This window comes from Brevibacterium sp. S111 (genome assembly GCF_004745075.1).
GTDB lineage: Bacteria > Actinomycetota > Actinomycetes > Actinomycetales > Brevibacteriaceae > Brevibacterium.
Genome location: NZ_RHFH01000002.1, coordinates 370526 through 390085, shown reverse-complemented (window position 1 = coordinate 390085; position 19560 = coordinate 370526). Strand labels below are relative to the sequence as shown.

Sequence of the window (19560 nt, the reverse complement as noted above, 5' to 3'; positions counted from 1 at the left end):
CGCTTGGCGGGCCGGCGACACCACTTGCGGAATGGTCCCGCAACAGCATCACAGGAGAAAGGACTCCATGACCATGCACTATTCGCATTCGACGTTCCTCGCGCTCTGGGGCGGCCTCGCCCTCACCATCGTGGCCACGGTCAGCGCACACCTCGGGCGCGAGCTTCGCCCTCCTCGTCCGTGACACCTCGGGTGAGACCGGACTGCCGCCGTTCATCAGCGGGATCGGCCTCCTGCCCTCCGTGGCCGGCCTCATTGCCGTGGTCCTGATGTTCAGGGCACGGACGACCTCGGCGGGGGCAGACGCGAACTCGACGGGGCGAACACACCGCCGCCAAACCACCTGAAAGGCAGCATTATGACAACCAGTCTTCATACGAGCATGTCCCTCGACCCGCTGCGCCTGCAGAATGCCCTCGATGAGGTTCATCATGCAGGCATGCCCGGAATCGCCGCCGAGGTGGCCGATGACGGAGAGATCTGGCGCGGCAGCGCCGGTTTCGCCGAGGTGACCACCGAAGTTCCCATGTCCCCCGATCTGCATCATCGGGTCGGGAGCATCGCGAAGACGTTCACGACTCTCGCGCTGCTGCGATCGGCAGAGACCGGGCTCGTCGATCTCGACCAGAGCATCGGCCACTACCTTCCCGAGCTCGTCCCCGGTCAGCGTGGCCACGCCGTCACCGTGCGAATGCTCGCGAACCACACGAGCGGACTGGCCGAATATCTGCCGTCCATCTACGACTCCCTGCGTGCGTTCCCGGATCTCGCGCGAACCAGCCCCCGCAGCCTCGAGGAGAACAGGTTCACCCGGTTCACCCGCCGGGAACTCATCGCAGCCGGGGTTGAGGCACCCATGCTCGGAACACCGGGGCAGCCCCCTGGGATGTACTCGAATACGAACTACCTGCTGCTGGCCGAGCTCATCGAACTGGTCACCGGGAGTGCAGCCGAGGACCACATCACCACCGAGGTCATCGTGCCTGCCGGTCTGAATGACACCTATTTCCCCACGGACACGGCTCTGGCCAGACCGCATTCGCGACTCTACGAGTCGTGGTTCTCGATGGCCGATCCGCCCCGTGACTTCAGTGAGTTCGACATGTCGTGGGTCGGGCCGGCGGCCTCCCTGGTATCGACCGCTGCCGATCTCAATCGGTTCTTCGGCCTCCTCATCGGCGGCGAGCTGCTCCAGGCGGAGTCGCTTGCGCAGATGCAGCGCACGGCCCCCGTCCGCTCCTTCGAGGGAACGATGATCGACTACGGATTGGGACTGCATCGCCGCAATGAGGCGGGAGGAACGTTCTGGGGCCACGACGGTTCGGTGTGGGGAGGCGGCGCCATCACCATGACACGTGCCGACGGCCGACGTCAGATGACGATCCTGGTGAATCGGCAGCGGTGGAATGAGCTGGATGATTCGGGCCGTCCCGTGCCGCATGCCATCGACGGAGCTCTCGAGCACCTGTACAGCTTGGCATTGGGCTGATGCCGGGCCCGTCTCCGCCCTGTGCCGGAGGCGGGCCCGGACGGTTCCCCACTCGGACGGATACCGCGGCATCAGCGGACTGACTAAGCTGGAGGAATGGCAGAGAACGCGACGTCTTTGAGACCCACGCGGGGTGATGTCTATCTGGTCGTCGCCCTAGCGGTCGCTTCGATGATCTTCGCGGTGCTGTACACGGCTGGTGGATATTGGCCATTCGAGGCGCCGCTCTGGGTGCTGTGTTTGGCCTCGACGGCGGTCGCCCTGCCACTGATCTGGCGGCGACGCTACCCCAGCCAGGTCGCCTGGATCCAAGTGATCATATTCGTCGGAGCACAGGTGTCCAGTGCCATGGAGCCCGGCGTCACCCAGATCATCCTGTTCATGGGTCTCTACTCGGTGGGAGCTTGGCAGAGCAACCGCCGAGCCGCCTTCATCTCCCGCGCACTCTACTGCCTCGGCATCCTCGTCTACCTAGTCCTCGCGCTGGGCCTCCAGTTCAACGATCTGTCCGATATGACCGCAATGCAGGTCGCGGCAAGCTTCGGCGTCAATCTGCTGACGAACGTCGCCTACTTCGGCGGTGCCTGGGTATTCGGCGATCGGGCGTGGAAGCAGCGGCAGCTGCTGGCCGAACTTCGGGCTGCCAATGACGAGGTCCGCTCACAGGAGAAGCGTCTGACCCAGCAGGCTCTCGAACTCGACCGGGTGCGTATCGCCCGCGAACTCCACGACGGTGTTGCCCACCACATCGCCGGAGTCGGCATCCACGCAGCGGCGGCCCGACGCAGTCTGACGAAGAATCCGGACAAGGCGGCCGAATCGCTGGCGACGATCGAATCCTCGACAAGGGAGACCGTCGAGGAACTCCGCGCGCTCGTCTACACCCTGCGCGATTCGGACGAATCGAGCACCGAAGGAGCGCCTGCGCAGGGCAACCCCGGCCTCGGCGATGTGCCCGAACTCATCGAATCCGCACAGCGGTCCGGGCAGACCGTCGAGTTCACGACGATCGGCAGCCCCCGACCACTGACCCCGATCACCGAACTGTCGATCTATCGCGTGATCCAGGAATCCCTGACCAACTGCTCCCGCTACGCGGGTGCCGGCGCCGAGGTGGATGTGCGGCTGCGATACGGCACCACCGGTCTCGAGGTCGAAGTCAGCGACTCCCGCCCGACCGGCGAAGGGTCTGCCCGCTCCGGCGCTGCGGCCGACCGGTCGGCCGGGGAAGGCCTGGGCCTGGGCATCATCGGTATGCGAGAGCGTATGAACGCACTCAGCGGCAGCCTGGAAGCGGGGCCGAAGTCCCGCGGCGGCTGGCTCGTCCGCGCCCGCCTCCCCTATCCTCACAGCGACGCCGAACCCGCGGCCGACGACCCGGCCGCCGCGACCGACCCAGTGGCGACCGCATCGGCTTCCGACTCCCCCGGGCCCGACAACTCAGTGAAGGCAACCAGATGATTCGAGTTCTCCTCGTCGACGACCAGTCGATGGTCCGCACCGGTTTCCGCACGATCCTCGAGAGCGAGGACGGCATCGCCGTCGTCGGAGAGGCCGAGAACGGTCAGATCGCCATCGATCGTGCCCTCGAGCTCTCCCCCGACGTCATCTGCATGGACGTGCAGATGCCGGTGATGAACGGCCTCGAATCGACCGCCCAGATCGTCCGCCGAGGCGCGGCCGGAGCGGTCCTCATGCTCACGACCTTCGACCGCGATGACTTCCTGTTCCAGGCGCTGGCCGCCGGGGCCAGCGGCTTCCTCCTCAAGACCGCCAAGGCCGAACAGCTCATCGATGCCGTCACGGCTCTGGCACACGGGGACGGGCTCCTCTCCCCCGAGGTGACCCGGCGCGTCATCGAACGCTCGGTGTCCACCCCCGAACCGACGACCCCCGCGGCACCGGAGCTCGACCAGCTCACCGAACGAGAACTCGAAGTGCTCAGACTGGTCGCGACGGGATCGAGCAATTCCGAAATCGCCGGTGACCTCTTCGTCGGCGAAGCCACCGTGAAGACCCACGTGTCGAATCTGCTGTCCAAGCTCGGCATCCGCGACCGCATCCACGCAGTGATCTGGGCTTATGAGAACGGGGTCGTGGCGATCGGTCAGCACGACAAGGGCTGAGATGAGACCACCGAAGCGACAACGGCAGTAATGTGATCGGTGTCGAATCGCTGAGAAGTGCGTCGAATCTCCCCCGCAGGCAGGGGCTCGAACTCACCCTCACGGCGGATCTCAGGCGGCTGGTCTCCGTATAGCGTTGTGGCATGATCACCCTGGAGAACATCAACCGCAGTTTCGGCAGCAAGCAGGTGCTGCACGATCTCAGCTTCGACATCGGCGACGGTCGGATGACCGGCTTCGTCGGCTCGAACGGCTCCGGCAAGACGACGACCATGCGAATCCTCCTCGGAGTCCTCGCCGCCGATTCCGGTCACATCACCGTCGACGGCGCCCCGATCACCCCGAGCCATCGCAGTGCGATCGGGTACATGCCCGAAGAGCGCGGCCTCTACCCGAAGATGCCGATCATCGATCAGCTCATCTATCTCGCCCGCTTCCACGGCCTGACCCGCCAAGCGGCGAAGAAGCGCGGTCTCGAGCTCCTCGACCAGCTCGACCTCAAGGGTGAACCCACCGACACCCTCGAATCAGTGAGCCTGGGCAACCAGCAGAAGGTCCAGATCGCGGCCGCCCTCATCCACAATCCGCAGGCGCTCGTCCTCGACGAACCGTTCTCCGGCCTCGATCCCGCCGCCGTCGAACGCACCCTCGACGTGCTCACTTCTTTCGCCGCCTCCGGCGCCCCGGTGCTGTTCTCCAGCCACCAACTCGACCTCGTCGAACGACTCGTCGACGACATCGTCATCATCAACGACGGCCACCTTGTCGCCGCCGGCACCACCGAAGAGCTGCGCCGCCAGCGCAGCCTGCCCGAATGGACCCTGCAGACCGACTCCGACCTCGGCTGGGTGCGCGGAATGCCCGATGTCTCCGTCGTCGAACTCGACGGCAGCTGGGCCCGCTTCACCGCCCCGAGTTCCGACACCGCCGAGGCGGTTCTGCGCCACGCGCTCACCGTGTCCTCGGTGACGTCGTTCGGGCCGCACGAAGTCGCCCTCAACCGTCTGTTCCAGGAGGTCACACAGGCATGAGCACGACAGACACGAACACCGCCGCCAGCGCCCGCTCGCACCGCGCAGGTTTCACCACCGCCATCGGACTCGTCATCGAACGCGAGATCATGGTCCGCCTCAAGTCCAAGGCCTTCATGGTCTCGACGATCTTGAGCATCGTCATCCTCGGTGTCCTCGTCGGGGTCTCCGGGGCGCTGCCCTCTCTCTTCTCCTCCACCGACGAGGTGGCGGTCACCTCGGCGGGGGCGAAGGCCGTGGACGGAATCGAGGGCATCGAAACGGTCTCAGTCGATGACGCGGATGAGGCGAAGGCCCTGGTCACCTCCGAGAAGGTCGACGCGGCCGTCGTCGAGTCGAAGGACTCGCCGACCGGGGTCGCGGTCCTGTCTCTGCGCTCGGCACCCGAGTCGCTCATCGGCGCACTCAGCCTCACCCCCGAGGTCGAGCTCCTCGACCCCGATGCCCCGGATCCCACGCTCACGTACCTCATCGGGCTCGGCCTCGGACTCGTGTTCTTCATGGCCGCGATGACGTTCGGAAACACGATCGCCTCGTCCGTGGTCGAGGAGAAGCAGTCACGGATCGTCGAGATTCTGCTCGCGTCCACCTCGGCGCGGGTGCTCATGTTCGGCAAGGTCATCGCGTGCACGATCCTCGCCTTCGCCCAGATCGGCCTCACCGCCGTCGCGGTTCTCACCGGGGCCGCGATCAGCGGAAACGACCTCGTGCTCGGATCGGTGGCCGAACCGATCGCCTGGTTCGTCCCCCTCTTCATCATCGGCTTCGTCATGGTCGCCGCCCTCTATGCGGCCGCCGCCTCACTGGTCTCGCGCACCGAGGATCTGCCGTCGACGAGTATGCCGATCATGATGCTCATCTTCCTGCCCTACATGGGCGTCATCATCTTCTCGTCGAACGAAACGGTGATGGCGGTGCTGTCCTACATTCCGTTCTCGGCGGCAGTGGCCGTGCCGATGCGCGTTTTCCTCGGCACGATCGCCTGGTGGGAGCCGCTGGTCTCCCTGCTCATCCTCATCGTCACCACCCTGCTCGCGCTGCTGCTGGCGACCCGGATCTTCGAGCGCTCAATCCTTCAGTCGGGTCCGAAGCTGTCCTGGGGGCAGGCGCTGCGCCGTCAACGGGGCTGAGGCCTACAGCCAACCGTTCTCCTCGGCGATCCGCGCGGCATCGGCACGGTTGCGGGCATTCGTCTTCCCGATCGCCGAGGACAGACGATTGCGCACGGTGCCGGTCGAGAGGTGGAGCGTCGCGGCCACTTCGTCGACGCTGGCCCCGTCCGCGGCCGTGCGCAGCACATCGGTCTCCCTGGCGGTCAGCGGGGAGGACCCATGCATCGTCGATTCGACGACGAGTTCGGGGTCGATGACCGACATTCCGGACATGACGCGGCGGATGCCGTCGGCGAGGTGGTCGACCGGAGCGTCCTTGACCATGAACCCGCTGACCCCGGCGTCCAAGGCCCGTTTGACCCATCCGGGACGTCCGTAGGTCGTGACGATGATGACCTTGACCCGGGGAAACTCCTTGTGCAGCGTGGCGGCGACACTCAGTCCGTCGGGTTCGGGCATATCGACGTCGAGCAGCGCCACGTCCGGACGGGTCTTGGAAATCGCCGGCAGGACTTCGTCGCCACGGGCGCACTGCGCGACGACTTCGAAGTCGGATTCCATACCGAGCAGGGCGGCGAGCGCTTCGCGGACCATGGTCTGGTCGTCAGCGATGAGCAGCGTCGTCACGGGCCTCACCTCCGTCGACGTCGAGGTCGAATCCGGCATCGGTCTTCCGAGTGCGCACTCGCGCCCCCACACCCGCAGCTCTCTCCCGCAGGCCCCGCAGCCCGGTCCCGGCCCCCACTTCGCCGAGGTCGAGCGTCGTGGCCGGGTGCGTGGGGTCGCCGCGGCCGGCGGTGTCGTTGCTGATGATGAGACGGTGCCTTTCGAGGGTGATCGTCGCCCGCTGCGCTCGGGCATGCCGGAGGATGTTCGTGCTGCCTTCGCGCAGACTCCACGCGAACAGTTCCCGCAGGCGGGGATCGACGACATCGACCGAGGTCGGAGCCTCCACCGTGATGTCGGCGGCCCGCAGTGCCCGGGTTGCTTCGACGAGTTCCTCGGCCAAAGAGATCGTGCGTGTTCCCTGCACCGTGGTGCGAACGTCGGCGAGCGCACCACGGGCGAGCTCTTCGATCTCGGCGATGTGCCGGGCCGCATCGGGGGACCCTGCGGCTTCGAGTTTCGCCGCCAGCTGCGCTTTGAGCGCGATGACGGTCAGGGAGTGGCCGAGCACATCGTGGACGACCTGGGACACGCGCAGTCGTTCGGTCTCGCGTTCCAGACGGCGGTTCTCCTCCTCCGCCTGTCGGGCCGCTCTGGACCGGTCACCGGCCATGAGTGCCATCACCATGGCGAACCCGGAGATCGAGATCCCGAAGGTGGCCGACCAGTCGTGACTCCACCCGGGGACGAGACGTTGGGCCACCTCGGCGACGATGAGCGTCGAGGCCGCGATGACGAGTCCGGGGATCACCCGCCGCACGGACACCACAGCGATCACAGAGATATAGGCCAGGTACGACAGTGCTTCCTCGCCGACGAGGGGAACGGCCACGACGGTGATGGCGATCATGATGATGAGCGCCGCATTGACGACGATCAGGGCCTGTCGTGTGCGGTGAGCGCGGGGGGCGCGCATCGTCCGGACGAAGGTGCCCAGACCGATGCCGCCGGCGATCATGCCGAGGTAGAACACGACTGCGAAGGCGACCGTGAGGCTCACGCCCCAGAACCGCTGTGCCCCGTCGAGCCGCAGCGAGGCGGCCAGCGGATAGGAGAGGAAGACGAGCCAGAAGAACGGGAAGAACCAGCTCATGAAGTTCAGCGGGCGCAGCCCGGCGGGCGAGGACCCTGCCCTCGCCCGGCCGGTGGTGTCGTTCGCGGTCACTGTGCTCCTGACGTGATCGTTGGGTTCGCGCGTCCCCTGCAGGCCGTGACGTGGTCGGCTGTCACACCCGCGAGGTGTCCCGGCGCAGGGCCAGGGCCGATCCTGCGACGAAGATCGCGAGCCAGACGAGGACACTGACAATCGCCCAATGATCGTAACCCCCGCCCAGCGGTGCGCGGGCGATTTCGCCGACTCCGTAGGCCGGAGTGAAGCGGGCGATGGTCTGCAGGGTGTCCGGCCAGATCTCCAGCGGGACGAAGAGTCCGCCGATGAGGGAGAGGATGCCGAGGACCATGCTGGCCACCTGGATCGCGTTCTCGGCGGGCAGCAGATAACCGAGCATGACGCCGAAGGCCGCGAAGACACAGGACGTGAGGATGACGAGAAGTCCGGAGGAGACGAGCGTTGTCAGGGGCGCATGGACGCCGGTGGTCGCGGTGAGGACGAAGACGACGATGACGGACACCGCGCCGAGGACCATGGACACGATCACCTTGATGAGGATGTACGCCGCCGGGCGCAGCGGCGTCAGCGCCAGCTGGCGACTCCACCCAAGTGCCCGTTCGATCGCGACTTGGGCACCGCCGGTGGTCGTGGCGATCATCGCTCCGTACGTCGCCAGGGACACGGAGATGTAGAGCGCGGCATTCGTGCTGCCGAGCATCTCGTCCTTGTTCGTCAGGCCGAAGATGAGATAGAAGACCGCAGGCATGATCATCGTGAAGATGAGCGTGCGCCGGTTGCGCAGCTTCCGCAGCAGTTCGAGCCGGAGCAGGGCGGCCGAGAATCCGCCGAAGCGGGGGATCCTGCGGTCGTCGAGGGAGGAGAGGAACCTCGCCGAGGCGGCCCCCGGTGCCGTACGCACCTTCGTGGATCCGGCCAGTTGGGTCGATGGCGGTTGGGTCGATGGCTGGGTGGACATGTCATGCCCCTTTCGCGGTGAGACTGATGAAGGCGTCTTCGAGGGAGTGAGAGGTGATCTCGAGGTCGGTGCAGGCGTTGTCGAACAGCATCTTCGCGGCCGCATCGGAGTCGGTGGTGCGCATTCTCAGGCGTCTGGCCTGCACGTCGATGGATTCGACTCCGGCCAGGCCGCCGAGGAGGTCGACCAGTTCGGCCACGCCCGCCTCGGCGGTGGGCTCGCCGTCGGTCAGCGGCAGGGTCGCGCTCACAGTCTTCGCAGCGGCCATGCCGCGGATCTCATGGGCCGAACCGTCGGCGACGACCTTCCCGTCTGCGATGAGGATGACGCGGTCGGCGAACTCGTCGGCCTCCTCGAGGTAGTGGGTGGCGAAGAGGATCGTCTTGCCGGTCAGCGCATCAGCGCGCATCTGGTGCCAGAAGTCGCGGCGGCCGGTGACATCCATCCCGGTCGTCGGTTCGTCGAGGACGATGAGGGCAGGGTCGGGCAGGAGCGCCATGGCGAAGCGCAGACGCTGCTTCTGCCCGCCCGAGCACTTCTTCACGACCGAGTTCGCGATTTCGGCGATTCCTGCACGTTTGAGAACGAGGTCGGTGTCGAGGGAAGAGGCGAAGATCGCGGATGTGTATTCGACGGTTTCGCGGACGGTGAGGTCATCGAGCAGGCCGCCGGTCTGCATGACCGAGCTGACGTAGCCGAGAGACACGGCTCGCCGAGGCGGCATGCCGAAGATCTCGACGTCTCCTGCATCGGGTCGGCTGAGGCCGAGCAGCATGTCGATCGTCGTCGTCTTGCCTGCTCCGTTGGGTCCGAGGAAGGCGACGACTTCGCCGGGGCGGATCGTCAGGTCGAGATCGTTGACGGCTGTGATGCCGCCGAAGCTCTTCGTCAGATGGTTGAGGGCGACTGCGGAGGCGGTGACGGCTCCGCGGTGGACCGGAACGGCCGAAGCGGGCGTGTGGGACGTTGTCTGTGAAGTCATGTTCACACACTAGAAATCAGCGCTCGCGTGCGCTGATGCCATTTGTCACCGAGTGCGGGGTGCCATTTGTCACTGGATCTCACGACGAAAGAATGGAAATTCCACCGTGCTGGCAACTGTATCTGCCGCAAACTGGCAAACTGTCAGATATGTCCGAAAATTCTTCCGATGAATTTCAGGCCGAGGAGGTCGTCTCCTCGTATGTCAGCAGACGGCAGCGCCGAGAGGAAGAGTCCGGACAACCACGCTTACCGTGGAAGCGGGGGCTGAGCATCGCTCTGCAGGTGATCGCTTGGACGCTTGCGGGACTTTTCGCCCTGATCATCGTGCTCACCGTGCTGGTTCCGCGAGTCATCGGGGCCGAGCCCTACACCGTCATCTCGGGATCGATGGAACCGACCATTCCGACGGGCTCGATCGTCGTGTCCCAACACGTCGGAGCCGATGACGTCGCCTTCGGTGATGTCATCACCTACCAACTGAAGTCGGGAGAGCCCTTGACTGTCACGCACCGAGTCGTCGGTGTCGACATCGTCGAAGGTCAGACTCGTTATCGGACTCAAGGAGATGCGAACAACGCTGAGGATCCGCTTCCGGTCCGCCCTGAGCAGATCCGCGGAGTGGTCATCTATCACATACCGTTCGTCGGATATCTGGGGCAACTGGTCCCGATGGGCAACAGACAGACGATCGCAACCGTCATCGGCATCGGGCTCATCGGTTATGCCGTCATCATGTTGACCCGAAGCCTCGTTGACCAGCGCCGAAAAAGACGGCTTTCATCCACGCACGACTCCGCAGAATGATCTCTGAGTTGAAGATCACCTCTCTATCGAATAATCAACATTGCCTGTTGTAATATTTGCAGTTATCATTAATTGTGAATGCAGATTATCTGCATATGACATGGCTGAAGTTGAATATGTGATTTTTTCATGACTTCGCTCGTCGACAACCACCCCTCTCCAGTAAAAACAGGATCACACGTGAAGAAATCAACGAAGGCACTCATCGCCGGCGGCATCGGCGTCGCTCTCCTCGTCGGCGGAGCCGGCACCGTTTCGTTCTGGACGGACGAAGCTGAAGGCGGCGACGGAGTGATCTCGGCTGGAACACTCGATCTCGGCTCTCCCGCAGGCGGCGGCTGGGAGATCAGCCACGAAGGCGACGGCAGCGGAACAGCCACCGAACCAGTGGCATTCGACCCCAGCGCGGACCAGATCGTTCCCGGAGACGTGCTCTCTTACACACAGTCCATTCCCGTCACCCTCGAAGGCGAGAACATCAAGGCGGAGTTCAACGGCAGCATTGACGTGACTCCCTCAACCGATGGCACCGCGGATACGGCCCTGTCTGAGGCCATCGAATCCGAGGATCTCGCCGCCACCGGTCTGACCGGCGCAACAGGCGACCTCTCCCTCGACGGAGAGACGCTCGCCGGTGAAGGTGACGGCTCGGTCGAAGTGACGACCACCATCACCTTCCCCTGGGGAACCGAGGGGCAGTACAACGACGCCAAGCTCGGCTCGCTCAATTTCGCCGTGGACTACACCCTCACTCAGGTCCCCGGGAACTGACCCCTTTCGTTTTCAGGGTGGGTTCGACTGACTCGAACCCACCCTCCGGCTCGTCCTCAATCCCCGCCTCCACATGAGGAGCACGAGAATGTCTCTCCGTCGCGCAGTGTTCGCTGCCGCAGTTTCTGCTGCGGCCGGCGCGCTGCTGATCGGCGGCGGCGTGACTTATGCGGCATGGTCCGATTCCGCGGAATCGGAATCCACGACGGTCCAGGCGGGGACACTGACCGCAACGATCGCCCAAAAGGGTCCGACAAACGAATCGACCGGGTCGAATCCGAGCATCGTCGTGACTTCAGGCAGCAACGGAATCATCCCGGGCGCACAGGCACAACGGTGGACGTACACGGTGACGAACTCAGCGAATTCGGCGACCGCAGCCACCGGCACGCTCGACATCGCCGGAACGCCGTCGAGCACCGACGACTACGCCGTCATGCGCCCCTATCTCCGTGCCTCAACCACAATCAACGGCACGAAGAAGAACATTCCCGATTCCGCTTTCTCGTCCAGCGGATTCTCTTATTCAGTGGATCTGGGCAAGACACTCAAGCCGGGCGATTCCCTGGACATCATTCTTGACCTGTCCATGCCGGCGACTGCGACAAATTCGGCTGGAAAGAAAGTCGACGTCGCCGTCGAGCTCCTCAATCGTCGCAGCGCGAACCTGGACGTGCAGTCAATTTTCACGATGAAGAATTCGGCTCAACTCAAGCAAGCGGGGAAGCCGTGACCCGCCGCTTCTCGAAACCTGCGACACGCAAGGCGTGGATGATCACCGCCATCCTCGCTGCACTTTTCCTGCTCGTCCCGGTGGGCGCTACGACGGCATACTTGACCAGTAAGAGCACTGCCAGCCAAACCATAGGCGGCGTCGGCCGCTGGTGCTCGGTCCCGAACCCCGCCGAGCAGCCGAACGTGTATCGACTGAAGGACTTTCCCACCTATTCATCAAGCGGTTCGTCGATGATCATCGTCCCTGCTGTCCGCAATGGTGAGTTCGGATCCGGAGGCGGAGACGGTCGACTCGGAGTCCGAGCCTGGGCATGCAGCAGCAGCTCGCTGACGACTGGCTCCAACATCAAAGTCACCTCGTGGCGAAACACTTCCGCTTCTCCGGCGCTCAACTGGCTCCAGCCAGTCAATGGAAGCGGCCTCCCCTCTCGTCGGCTCAACCCGTCGAGCGGTTTGGGACAGGAGCTCACGAAGCTCCATCGCGAAGGTACATCTGGGCTCGTCGGTGCTCGACTCGGCGGAGATGATCGCGCAAAATATGCCTGGATCGTGTCGTCGGGGCGTACTAAGACTGCGACGAACGCCTCGCCGTCGTATTCCCTCCTCGTTCACAACTTCAATATTGATCCTCATCCGACGTTCTCAAGTGGGTTCAAATCCGACGATTCAGGAACTCGAACGGTCAGCAACTCGGTGGAGTACCTCGCGACGGCATTTTGGAAAGGATCCGGGGAATGGTCTGGTGGGCTCCTCTCACCGCCCACTGCCCAGCCGGTCAATCTCGTTCCCTACAAAAATGACATCACCAGCACCGACGGGCGCCAGGTCCAGTGGGTCGTCATCGAATGGTGGGGCGCGACCGCACCGAGTGATGACATGGTCCTTGAGGTGTTCGTGCGATGACCTGCCGTTTTGTCGTCTCGGTATTGGCCGCAGTCCTCGGCCTGGCCCTGGTGATCGTCGCACCCGCAGCGGCGAGCGCCGAAGGTCAGATCGTCGTCACCCGACCCGACGGCAGCCCACCCGGCAAGCTCTTCACTGACCTCACCTTCGTGCCCGGCGATACGAAGACGGAGAAACTCGTCGTCACACAGACGACAGATGAGGACGTCTCGACCGGTATTCGCTTCGAGGCCACCTCCCCACACGGCCCACTCCATGATTCGGCTGAGGTCACCATCAGCGGCTTCGGCAATTCGGTATCTGCTCCCCTCGGCGAAGCACTCGATGCCGATTCCCCTTATTGGCTCGGAACATTGAGTCCGGAGGACAAGGAATCGATCACCGTATCCGTCCGCCTGCCCGCTTCGGCCGGGAACGACACCAAGCGAGAACGGGCGCGATTCCGCGTCATCGTCACAGCCCAAGGCGACGGTGTCGGCCCCACTTCTCCGCCGACCGATCCCCCGAAGGACTCCGCGGCGGATTCCGACGACAGTGCATCGAGCGAAGCGGATGCCTCTGCCTCAGATCAGGATGACGACTCCTCTGCAGACAGCAGCAGCGGAACCACTGCCGCCTCAGGATCGAAGTCGAAAGGTGAGGAGAACACTGCAGCCGACGGCAGCTCGGAATCCGGCGCCGGTTCGGACGTCAGCAGCAAATCGGACTCCGGCGGCACGAATCTCGGAACGTCAGACACAACAGCAGATGCGGGGTCCGATGCCGACGGGTCGCTTCCGCGGACGGGACTCGGATCACTGTCAATGCTGTTCGCCGGCGCCGGTCTGCTGCTCCTCGGCGTCATCGTGATCGCCATTGTTCGGCGTCGCCGACACAGAACTGCGAGTTAACTCAGGCTTCACATTCCCTCCACTCACTTTGTGAGAAAGCTGAGTAAGTTGGAAGCCGTCTGCTCGCACACAGACGCTCACGCGCTCGTCCGAGCCCTGCCGTCGGTACGGCTCGGACCGCATCTTCGGTGAACGTCTGTGTGCTTCTCTACGAAAGGACGGCACATGGCCAGGAGAACCCTGCGAATCGCTGCGGCGACCGGCGCTCTCAGCTTCGCGCTCTTCGGAGTCGCAAGCCCCGCCCAGGCTTCGGGAATCGACGAACCCGGCGGAGCCCGCCAGCTCGACGGTGACAACACCGACGCCATCCGCGACGCGGTCGAGGACTCCGGCGCGAAGAACGTCATCCTCCTCATCGGCGACGGCATGGGCGATTCCGAGATCACCGCCGCCCGCAACTATGCGAAAGGCGCCCACGGACGCTTCGACGGTCTCGACGCACTGCCGATGACCGGGCAGTACACCACCTATGCGGTGGACAAGGACACCGGCAAGCCGGACTACGTCACCGACTCCGCTGCGAGCGCCACCGGCTGGTCCTCGGGTACGAAGACCTACAACGGGGCGCTCGGTATCGACCGCAAGGGCAACCCGCACAAGACCCTCATCGAAATGGCCCGTGCGAAGGGAATGAAGACCGGCGACGTCTCGACCGCGGAGATCCAGGACGCGACACCGGCCGCGCAGCTGACCCACATCAGCCTCCGCGGCTGCTACGGGCCGGAAGAGACAAGCGAGGACTGCTCGGATGAGGCGCTGGAGAACGGTGGGCTCGGTTCAATCAGCGAGCAGATCATCAACGCTCGTGCCGATGTCACCCTCGGCGGCGGCTCGGCCTCCTTCGAACAGAAGGCCACCGCCGGTGACTGGAAGGACCAGACGCTGCTCGAGCAGGCCGAAGATCGCGGCTATCAGCTCGTCGATGATTCCGACTCACTCGATTCCCTCACCGAGGCGAACCAGGATTCGCCGGTGCTCGGACTCTTCACAGAGGGCAATTTCCCCGTTCGCTGGGAGGGTCCGAAGGCCACCCACGGAGGCGGCACCGAACCGGCCGTGAAATGCAAGAACAACCCCGAGCGCACCTCGAGTGTGCCGAAGCTCGATCAGCTGACGAACAAGGCCGTCGACCTGCTCGACAACGACGATGGATTCTTCCTCCAGGTCGAGGGAGCAAGCATCGACAAGGAGGATCACGCCGCGAACCCGTGCGGTCAGATCGGTGAGACCGTCGACCTCGACGAAGCGGTCAAGGCCGCCCTCGACTTCGCGAAAGAGGACGGCGAGACTCTGGTCATCACGACCGCCGACCACGCCCACACGAGCCAGATCGTCTCCGCCGGTTCGGACACTCCGGGTCTGACCCGGACACTGACCACCGCCGACGGAACCGATATGACGATGAACTACGCAACCGCAGACGAAGAGGAGTCGCAGGGCCACACAGGCACGCAGCTGCGCATCGCCGCCTACGGACCGGGTGCCGCCAACGTCGTCGGACTGACCGATCAGACGGACATGCACTTTACGATCGCCGACGGCCTGGGACTCGACCCCGAGGCCGAAGTGCCCGGCGACCCGGGCGACGATGCGAACGGCGATGACGACTCGGCGGGCACGGATGATGCGAACGGTTCTGCCACTGCCTCAGGTTCGTCCGATACCGGCGGCGATGACAGTTCGGCAGGCTCTCAGGACTCGAACGCATCCGAGGACTCCAACGACTCGAATGATGCCGATGCCGCCGGTGGCGGATCCGGCGCAAATGGCAGCGGCGAAGGCGGCGAAGGCAATGCCGGCTCCGGCAGCGGAGGCGAAGGCCCGGGGTTGGCCGGCGGTGGCGGCGGAACCCTGCCGCGCACCGGCGTCGAGATCGGAGCCGCGGTCTTCTTCGGCGTGGCCGCGATCATCGGCGGATCGGCTCTGATCCGCATGGCCAAGCGCCGTGGGATCCTCCCCGCCTGAACCGCGCACGATGCCGGACGCTCCCAGCGAAGCGTCCGGCATCGTCCGTCCCACTCACAGGTTCGCCTGGCACAGTGAGCCCATGGACCCGCTGGATCTGCCCCTGACCACCGACCGACTGGTTCTGCGCGCGTATCGCGAGTCCGATGCCAAGACGCACCTTCCCATCTACTCCCGCGAGGATGTCTCCCGGTTCCTCCTCCAGGAGCCTTGGACCGCCGAGGTGGCCGAGACCGAGGTCGCCAAACGCCTCCCCCGCACGGGACTCGAAACAGAATCGCGTGCCCTGGCCCTGGTCATCGAGACCGCCGACGGCCTCGATTCGCTCGAGGGGTCACGAGTCATCGGCGATATCGCGATCTGGCTCGCCGACGACAGCGAGGAGAAGGCCGAGGTCGGGTGGATCCTCGATCCGGCCGCCGCCGGTCACGGCTTCGCCACCGAAGCGGCCATCGCGGTCCTCAACCTCGCCTTCGACCATTACGGACTCCACCGGGTGTTCGCGCAGATGGATGCCCGAAACACCGCCTCGGCGAAACTGGCTCAGAGGATCGGCATGCGACAGGAAGCGCACCTGCGCAGGGACTGGTGGTCGAAAGGCGAATGGACCGACACCCTCGTCTTCGGAATGCTCTCAAGCGATCGGCAGACGGCCTGAGTGCACCGAGAGCGTCACCTCCGGTCCGAGGACTTCGCCGGCACCGGCTGTCCGACTCGAGTTTCTGAGATCTCTGACTCTTTGCTCCAGGGCGCGTACTCTGCGGCCCTCTCGGTGTGAGAATCTGAGGTGGCCGTGAAGCCTGGCCCGTCGATCGAACGGGCAGGTGGCCACGGGCAGTCGAGAGAAGAGGACAGCAGACACCGATGGCTCCAGCCGACAAGGATCGCAGCGAGGCAGTGCCCACGGATGAACACACCGACGGCGGCAGAGAGAACGTCGGTCTGCGCAGAGGCCTGACTGCCCGCCACATCAGATTCATGGCCCTCGGCTCAGCCATCGGCACGGGGCTCTTCATGGGCTCCTCGGAGTCGATCCAGTCCGCCGGCCCGGCAGTGCTCCTCGCCTACATCATCGGCGGTGCCGCCGTCTTCATGGTGATGCGCGCCCTCGGCGAATTGGTCGTCCGGCACCCCGTCTCGGGCTCCTTCGGCCAGTATGCCTCTCACTATCTTCACCCCTTCGCCGGCTTCCTCGTCGGGTGGACCTTCGCCTTCGAGATGATCCTCGTCGCCGTCTTCGACGCCACAGCGATCGGCGTGTACATGGGGTTCTGGTACCCCGACGTGCCGCGGTGGATCTGGGTGCTGGCCGTCGTCTTCTTCATCGCCGCGATCAACATGATCGGCGTCAAGATCTTCGGTGAGCTGGAATTCTGGTTCGCGCTGATCAAGATCATCGCGATCATCGTCCTCATCGCCGCCGGCGTGGCCATCATCGTCTTCGGCTTCGGCATCGCCGACCACGACCAGATGGGACCGCAGGCACTGGTCGACCATGGCGGTTTCCTCCCGCACGGGTTCTGGGGGCTGCTCTCATCATTCACCATCGTGATGTTCGCTTTCGGAGGCGTCGAGATCATCGGAGTCACCGCCGGTGAGGCGCAGAACCCGAAGCGGGTGATCCCCGCCGCCATCAACTCGGTGCCGGTGCGCATTCTCCTCTTCTACGTGCTCACCCTCGGCGTGATCATGTGCATCCTGCCGTGGAACCAGATCACGTCCGAGACCAGCCCCTTCGTCGCGATCTTCGACTCCGTCGGTTTCACAGCAGCGGCGGCCATCCTCCAGGTCGTTCTCATCACTGCCGCCCTGTCGGCCATCAATGCCGATGTCTTCGGTGCCGGTCGGATGCTCCACGGTCTGGCCGAACAAGGTCAGGCACCGCGATCCTTCGCCCGCACCTCTCGCAACGGCGTGCCCGTGATGACGGTGATCACGATGATCGTCGCACTGCTGATCGGCGTGGCCCTCAACTACCTCTATCCCGACCAGGCACTGTTCCTGCTCGGAGCACTGGCCACCTTCGCGACGCTGCTGGTGTGGCTGATCATCCTCGCCGCTCACCTGCGGATGAAGCGCGTGATCGCCCAGGAGAACCGCCTGCCCAGCGAATTTCCCATCCCCCTGTGGCCGTTCGGCTCGTGGATCACCGTGGCGTTCATCGTCTTCGTCGTCGTCATGGTCGGCATCGTCCCCGACTCACGTCCGGCCCTCTGGGTCGGACTGCTGTGGGTGGCTGCACTGTGGCTGTGCTACCTCGCCTTCATCCGCGGCGAGGGTCGCCGACACTACGAACTCAGCGACCGCACCGAACCGATCACGGCGTCCGACGGCGCAGAGTGAGCGACCCGACGATGATCGCACCGACGATCCAGCAGGCGATGAAGAGCACCCGCAGCCAGATGTAGGCATCATCCTCATCGCCGGTCGAAACCGCATTCAGCGCATCGATCGCGTGCGACAGCGGCAGCCAATCACCGATGGTCTCGAGCACCTCGGGCAGCTGGTCGCGCGGGAGGAAGATCCCGCCGAGCAGGATCTGCGGGAAGACGAAGACGGGCATGAACTGCACGACCTGGAACTCCGTGCGGGCGAACGCGCTGGCCAACAGTCCCAAGGCCGTCCCCAGCAGAGCATCGGCGATCGCGACGACGAAGAGCAGCCCGACCGAACCTTCGATCTCGAGCCCGCAGATCATGGTCGCATATCCGACGGCCACTGCCGTCTGCACAATGGCGAGCAGACCGAACGCCAGAGTGTAGCCGAGGATGAAGTCACCGCGGCCCAAAGGCATCGACAGAAGCCGTTCAAGGGTTCCGCTGCGGCGTTCGCGCAGGGTCGCGATGCTCGTCACGAGGAACATGACGATGAACGGGAAGAGCGCAAGCATCGCCGGCCCGATCGTTGAGAACACCTCGGTCTCGTCGAAGATCCAGGCCACGAGACCGATGAGCAGGCTGGGCACGATGAGCAGCAGAGCGATCGTGCGCGGGTCGTTGCGGATCTGGACGAGGACGCGTCCCGTCGTCGCCAGGGTGCGCAGCGGGTTCATCGCCGCCCTCCCGCCTTCGCGCCATGTCCCCGGTCAGTGCGAAATCGGCCCTCTCGCGAGAGCAGACGAGTGCCGGAACGGCCCCCGCGCCCGGAGGCACCAGGTGCCGATATGTCCTTGTCGATGATGCGGAGGAAGGCGTCCTCCGCCGAGGCCGCCCCCGTGCCGGCGAGCAGATCGTGCGGAGTCGTATCGGCGATGATCGCGCCCTCCCGCATGAGCAGCAGTCGATCGCAGCGCGTCGCCTCGTCCATGACATGACTCGAGACCAGCAGCGTCGTCCCTTCCTCGGCGAGCCTACGGAAGAGCTCCCACAGATCGGCGCGCAGCAGCGGATCGAGTCCCACGGTCGGTTCGTCGAGAACGAGCAGATCCGGAGAACCGAGCATCGCCGCGGCCAGAGACACCCGGTTGGCCTGCCCGCCCGACAGCGTACGGGCGATCTGATCGGCCTGGCCGGTGAGGTCGGTGCGTTCGAGCACGCGATCGACCTCGGATTTCGGCGCTCCCTGCACACGTGCGAAGTAGCGCAGATTCGCCCGCACACTCAGATCGTCGTAGATGCTGGCCGCCTGAGTCATGTAGCCGACCCGGTGGCGCAGCGCAGCGGACCCGGCCGGACGGCCCAGCACGTCCACCTTCCCACCGGAGACGATCTGGACACCGACGATGGCGCGCATGAGCGTCGTCTTCCCGCTGCCGCTGGGTCCGAGGAGCCCGACGATCGCTCCGCGGGGCACGTCGAGGTCAAGGGCGTCGATGACGGTCGTGCGACCGCGGCGGACCGTGAGGCTGCGCACCTCGACCGAATTATTCATCATCTGTTGAATGAGACACCCGGAGCCGTCTGAGGTCAACAGTTCGAACAGTCACTGCTGCCGCACTCGGGGTGCGTTTCGCACAGGGGACACCGGGCCCGAATCCACGATGTGCCCCGGAGTATCG

General features: G+C 64.7%; 19 protein-coding genes. 13 read left to right on the top strand and 6 right to left on the bottom strand.

The features are described 5' to 3' along the window. The first annotated feature begins 358 nt into the window (after nt 1-358). From EB836_RS04100 to EB836_RS04080, 5 genes are all read left to right on the top strand, one after another. Entirely contained in the window at nt 359-1489 is a 1131-nt protein-coding gene (locus EB836_RS04100; RefSeq protein ID WP_135537800.1) for a serine hydrolase domain-containing protein, read from the top strand. 96 nt (nt 1490-1585) lie between these two features. Further along, on the top strand, nt 1586-2950 hold the full coding sequence (locus EB836_RS04095; protein WP_135537799.1) for a histidine kinase: 1365 nt from the start codon (nt 1586-1588) through the stop codon (nt 2948-2950). Then, nucleotides 2947-3615 carry a response regulator transcription factor gene (locus EB836_RS04090; protein ID WP_135537798.1) on the top strand — a complete coding sequence of 223 codons (669 nt, stop codon included), beginning with the start codon at nt 2947-2949 and terminating at the stop codon, nt 3613-3615. The genes EB836_RS04095 and EB836_RS04090 overlap by 4 nt, the downstream gene beginning before the upstream one ends. Before the next feature lie 143 nt (nt 3616-3758). Next, nucleotides 3759-4646, top strand: coding sequence for an ATP-binding cassette domain-containing protein (locus tag EB836_RS04085; RefSeq protein ID WP_135537797.1), 888 nt, complete (start codon nt 3759-3761; stop codon nt 4644-4646). After that, a complete protein-coding gene (locus EB836_RS04080; protein WP_135537796.1) occupies nt 4643-5776 on the top strand; it encodes an ABC transporter permease in 1134 nt (377 codons plus the stop codon). Before EB836_RS04085 ends, EB836_RS04080 begins: the two co-directional genes overlap by 4 nt. 3 nt (nt 5777-5779) lie before the next feature. Here EB836_RS04080 and EB836_RS04075 read toward each other — a convergent pair whose 3' ends face one another. The 4 genes from EB836_RS04075 to EB836_RS04060 form a co-directional block, all read right to left on the bottom strand. Beyond that, nucleotides 5780-6385: a response regulator transcription factor gene (locus tag EB836_RS04075; RefSeq protein WP_127365140.1), complete on the bottom strand. Its 606-nt coding sequence runs from the start codon at nt 6383-6385 to the stop codon at nt 5780-5782. Then, nucleotides 6363-7589: a histidine kinase gene (locus EB836_RS04070; RefSeq protein ID WP_135537795.1), complete on the bottom strand. Its 1227-nt coding sequence runs from the start codon at nt 7587-7589 to the stop codon at nt 6363-6365. The genes EB836_RS04075 and EB836_RS04070 overlap by 23 nt, the downstream gene beginning before the upstream one ends. A 61-nt stretch (nt 7590-7650) precedes the next feature. Then, complete coding sequence (locus EB836_RS04065; protein WP_135537794.1) at nt 7651-8511, bottom strand: ABC transporter permease; 861 nt, start codon at nt 8509-8511, stop codon at nt 7651-7653. Nucleotide 8512: 1 nt separating this feature from the next. Next, entirely contained in the window at nt 8513-9493 is a 981-nt protein-coding gene (locus EB836_RS04060; protein WP_135537793.1) for an ABC transporter ATP-binding protein, read from the bottom strand. Between the two features lie 149 nt (nt 9494-9642). Here EB836_RS04060 and EB836_RS04055 point away from each other — a divergent pair, with 149 nt between their 5' ends. The 8 genes from EB836_RS04055 (at nt 9643) to EB836_RS04020 (ending at nt 17906) form a co-directional block, all read left to right on the top strand. Further along, nucleotides 9643-10299, top strand: a complete 657-nt coding sequence (locus tag EB836_RS04055; RefSeq protein ID WP_167854342.1) for a signal peptidase I — start codon at nt 9643-9645, stop codon at nt 10297-10299. Nucleotides 10300-10479: 180 nt separating this feature from the next. Next, nucleotides 10480-11070: an alternate-type signal peptide domain-containing protein gene (locus EB836_RS04050; RefSeq protein WP_167854341.1), complete on the top strand. Its 591-nt coding sequence runs from the start codon at nt 10480-10482 to the stop codon at nt 11068-11070. Between the two features lie 88 nt (nt 11071-11158). Then, entirely contained in the window at nt 11159-11803 is a 645-nt protein-coding gene (locus EB836_RS04045) for a SipW-dependent-type signal peptide-containing protein (protein ID WP_167854340.1), read from the top strand. Nucleotides 11804-11841: 38 nt separating this feature from the next. Further along, entirely contained in the window at nt 11842-12708 is an 867-nt protein-coding gene (locus EB836_RS04040; protein WP_135537789.1) for a hypothetical protein, read from the top strand. Beyond that, nucleotides 12705-13598 carry an LPXTG cell wall anchor domain-containing protein gene (locus tag EB836_RS04035; protein ID WP_135537788.1) on the top strand — a complete coding sequence of 298 codons (894 nt, stop codon included), beginning with the start codon at nt 12705-12707 and terminating at the stop codon, nt 13596-13598. The genes EB836_RS04040 and EB836_RS04035 overlap by 4 nt, the downstream gene beginning before the upstream one ends. A 165-nt stretch (nt 13599-13763) precedes the next feature. Then, the gene (phoA, locus tag EB836_RS04030; protein WP_135537787.1) at nt 13764-15563 is read left to right on the top strand and encodes an alkaline phosphatase; all 1800 of its coding nucleotides are present in this window, start codon (nt 13764-13766) and stop codon (nt 15561-15563) included. An 82-nt stretch (nt 15564-15645) separates the two neighbouring features. Continuing rightward, nucleotides 15646-16221, top strand: a complete 576-nt coding sequence (locus EB836_RS04025) for a GNAT family protein (protein WP_135537786.1) — start codon at nt 15646-15648, stop codon at nt 16219-16221. Nucleotides 16222-16541: 320 nt separating this feature from the next. Beyond that, complete coding sequence (locus EB836_RS04020; protein ID WP_240689593.1) at nt 16542-17906, top strand: amino acid permease; 1365 nt, start codon at nt 16542-16544, stop codon at nt 17904-17906. On the opposite strand, the gene EB836_RS04015 is transcribed toward EB836_RS04020, so the two are convergent. Together EB836_RS04015 and EB836_RS04010 are read right to left on the bottom strand one after the other, a co-directional pair. After that, a complete protein-coding gene (locus tag EB836_RS04015) occupies nt 17881-18615 on the bottom strand; it encodes an ABC transporter permease (RefSeq protein ID WP_135537784.1) in 735 nt (244 codons plus the stop codon). The genes EB836_RS04020 and EB836_RS04015 overlap by 26 nt on opposite strands. Beyond that, the gene (locus EB836_RS04010; RefSeq protein ID WP_135537783.1) at nt 18612-19436 is read right to left on the bottom strand and encodes an ABC transporter ATP-binding protein; all 825 of its coding nucleotides are present in this window, start codon (nt 19434-19436) and stop codon (nt 18612-18614) included. The genes EB836_RS04015 and EB836_RS04010 overlap by 4 nt, the downstream gene beginning before the upstream one ends. Nucleotides 19437-19560: the final 124 nt, after the last annotated feature.

Excerpts from the sequence above, each read along its gene's own strand:
- EB836_RS04055 (WP_167854342.1), top strand. The coding sequence starts at position 9,643 with ATGTCCGAAAATTCTTCCGATGAATTTCAGGCCGAGGAGGTCGTCTCC.
- EB836_RS04020 (WP_240689593.1), top strand. The coding sequence starts at position 16,542 with ATGGCCCTCGGCTCAGCCATCGGCACGGGGCTCTTCATGGGCTCCTCG.
- EB836_RS04090 (WP_135537798.1), top strand. The coding sequence starts at position 2,947 with ATGATTCGAGTTCTCCTCGTCGACGACCAGTCGATGGTCCGCACCGGT.
- EB836_RS04040 (WP_135537789.1), top strand. The coding sequence starts at position 11,842 with ATGATCACCGCCATCCTCGCTGCACTTTTCCTGCTCGTCCCGGTGGGC.
- EB836_RS04045 (WP_167854340.1), top strand. The coding sequence starts at position 11,159 with ATGTCTCTCCGTCGCGCAGTGTTCGCTGCCGCAGTTTCTGCTGCGGCC.
- EB836_RS04015 (WP_135537784.1), bottom strand. The coding sequence starts at position 18,615 with ATGAACCCGCTGCGCACCCTGGCGACGACGGGACGCGTCCTCGTCCAG.
- EB836_RS04065 (WP_135537794.1), bottom strand. The coding sequence starts at position 8,511 with ATGTCCACCCAGCCATCGACCCAACCGCCATCGACCCAACTGGCCGGA.
- EB836_RS04060 (WP_135537793.1), bottom strand. The coding sequence starts at position 9,493 with ATGACTTCACAGACAACGTCCCACACGCCCGCTTCGGCCGTTCCGGTC.
- EB836_RS04010 (WP_135537783.1), bottom strand. The coding sequence starts at position 19,436 with ATGATGAATAATTCGGTCGAGGTGCGCAGCCTCACGGTCCGCCGCGGT.
- EB836_RS04080 (WP_135537796.1), top strand. The coding sequence starts at position 4,643 with ATGAGCACGACAGACACGAACACCGCCGCCAGCGCCCGCTCGCACCGC.
- phoA (WP_135537787.1), top strand. The coding sequence starts at position 13,764 with ATGGCCAGGAGAACCCTGCGAATCGCTGCGGCGACCGGCGCTCTCAGC.
- EB836_RS04100 (WP_135537800.1), top strand. The coding sequence starts at position 359 with ATGACAACCAGTCTTCATACGAGCATGTCCCTCGACCCGCTGCGCCTG.
- EB836_RS04035 (WP_135537788.1), top strand. The coding sequence starts at position 12,705 with ATGACCTGCCGTTTTGTCGTCTCGGTATTGGCCGCAGTCCTCGGCCTG.
- EB836_RS04025 (WP_135537786.1), top strand. The coding sequence starts at position 15,646 with ATGGACCCGCTGGATCTGCCCCTGACCACCGACCGACTGGTTCTGCGC.
- EB836_RS04095 (WP_135537799.1), top strand. The coding sequence starts at position 1,586 with ATGGCAGAGAACGCGACGTCTTTGAGACCCACGCGGGGTGATGTCTAT.
- EB836_RS04085 (WP_135537797.1), top strand. The coding sequence starts at position 3,759 with ATGATCACCCTGGAGAACATCAACCGCAGTTTCGGCAGCAAGCAGGTG.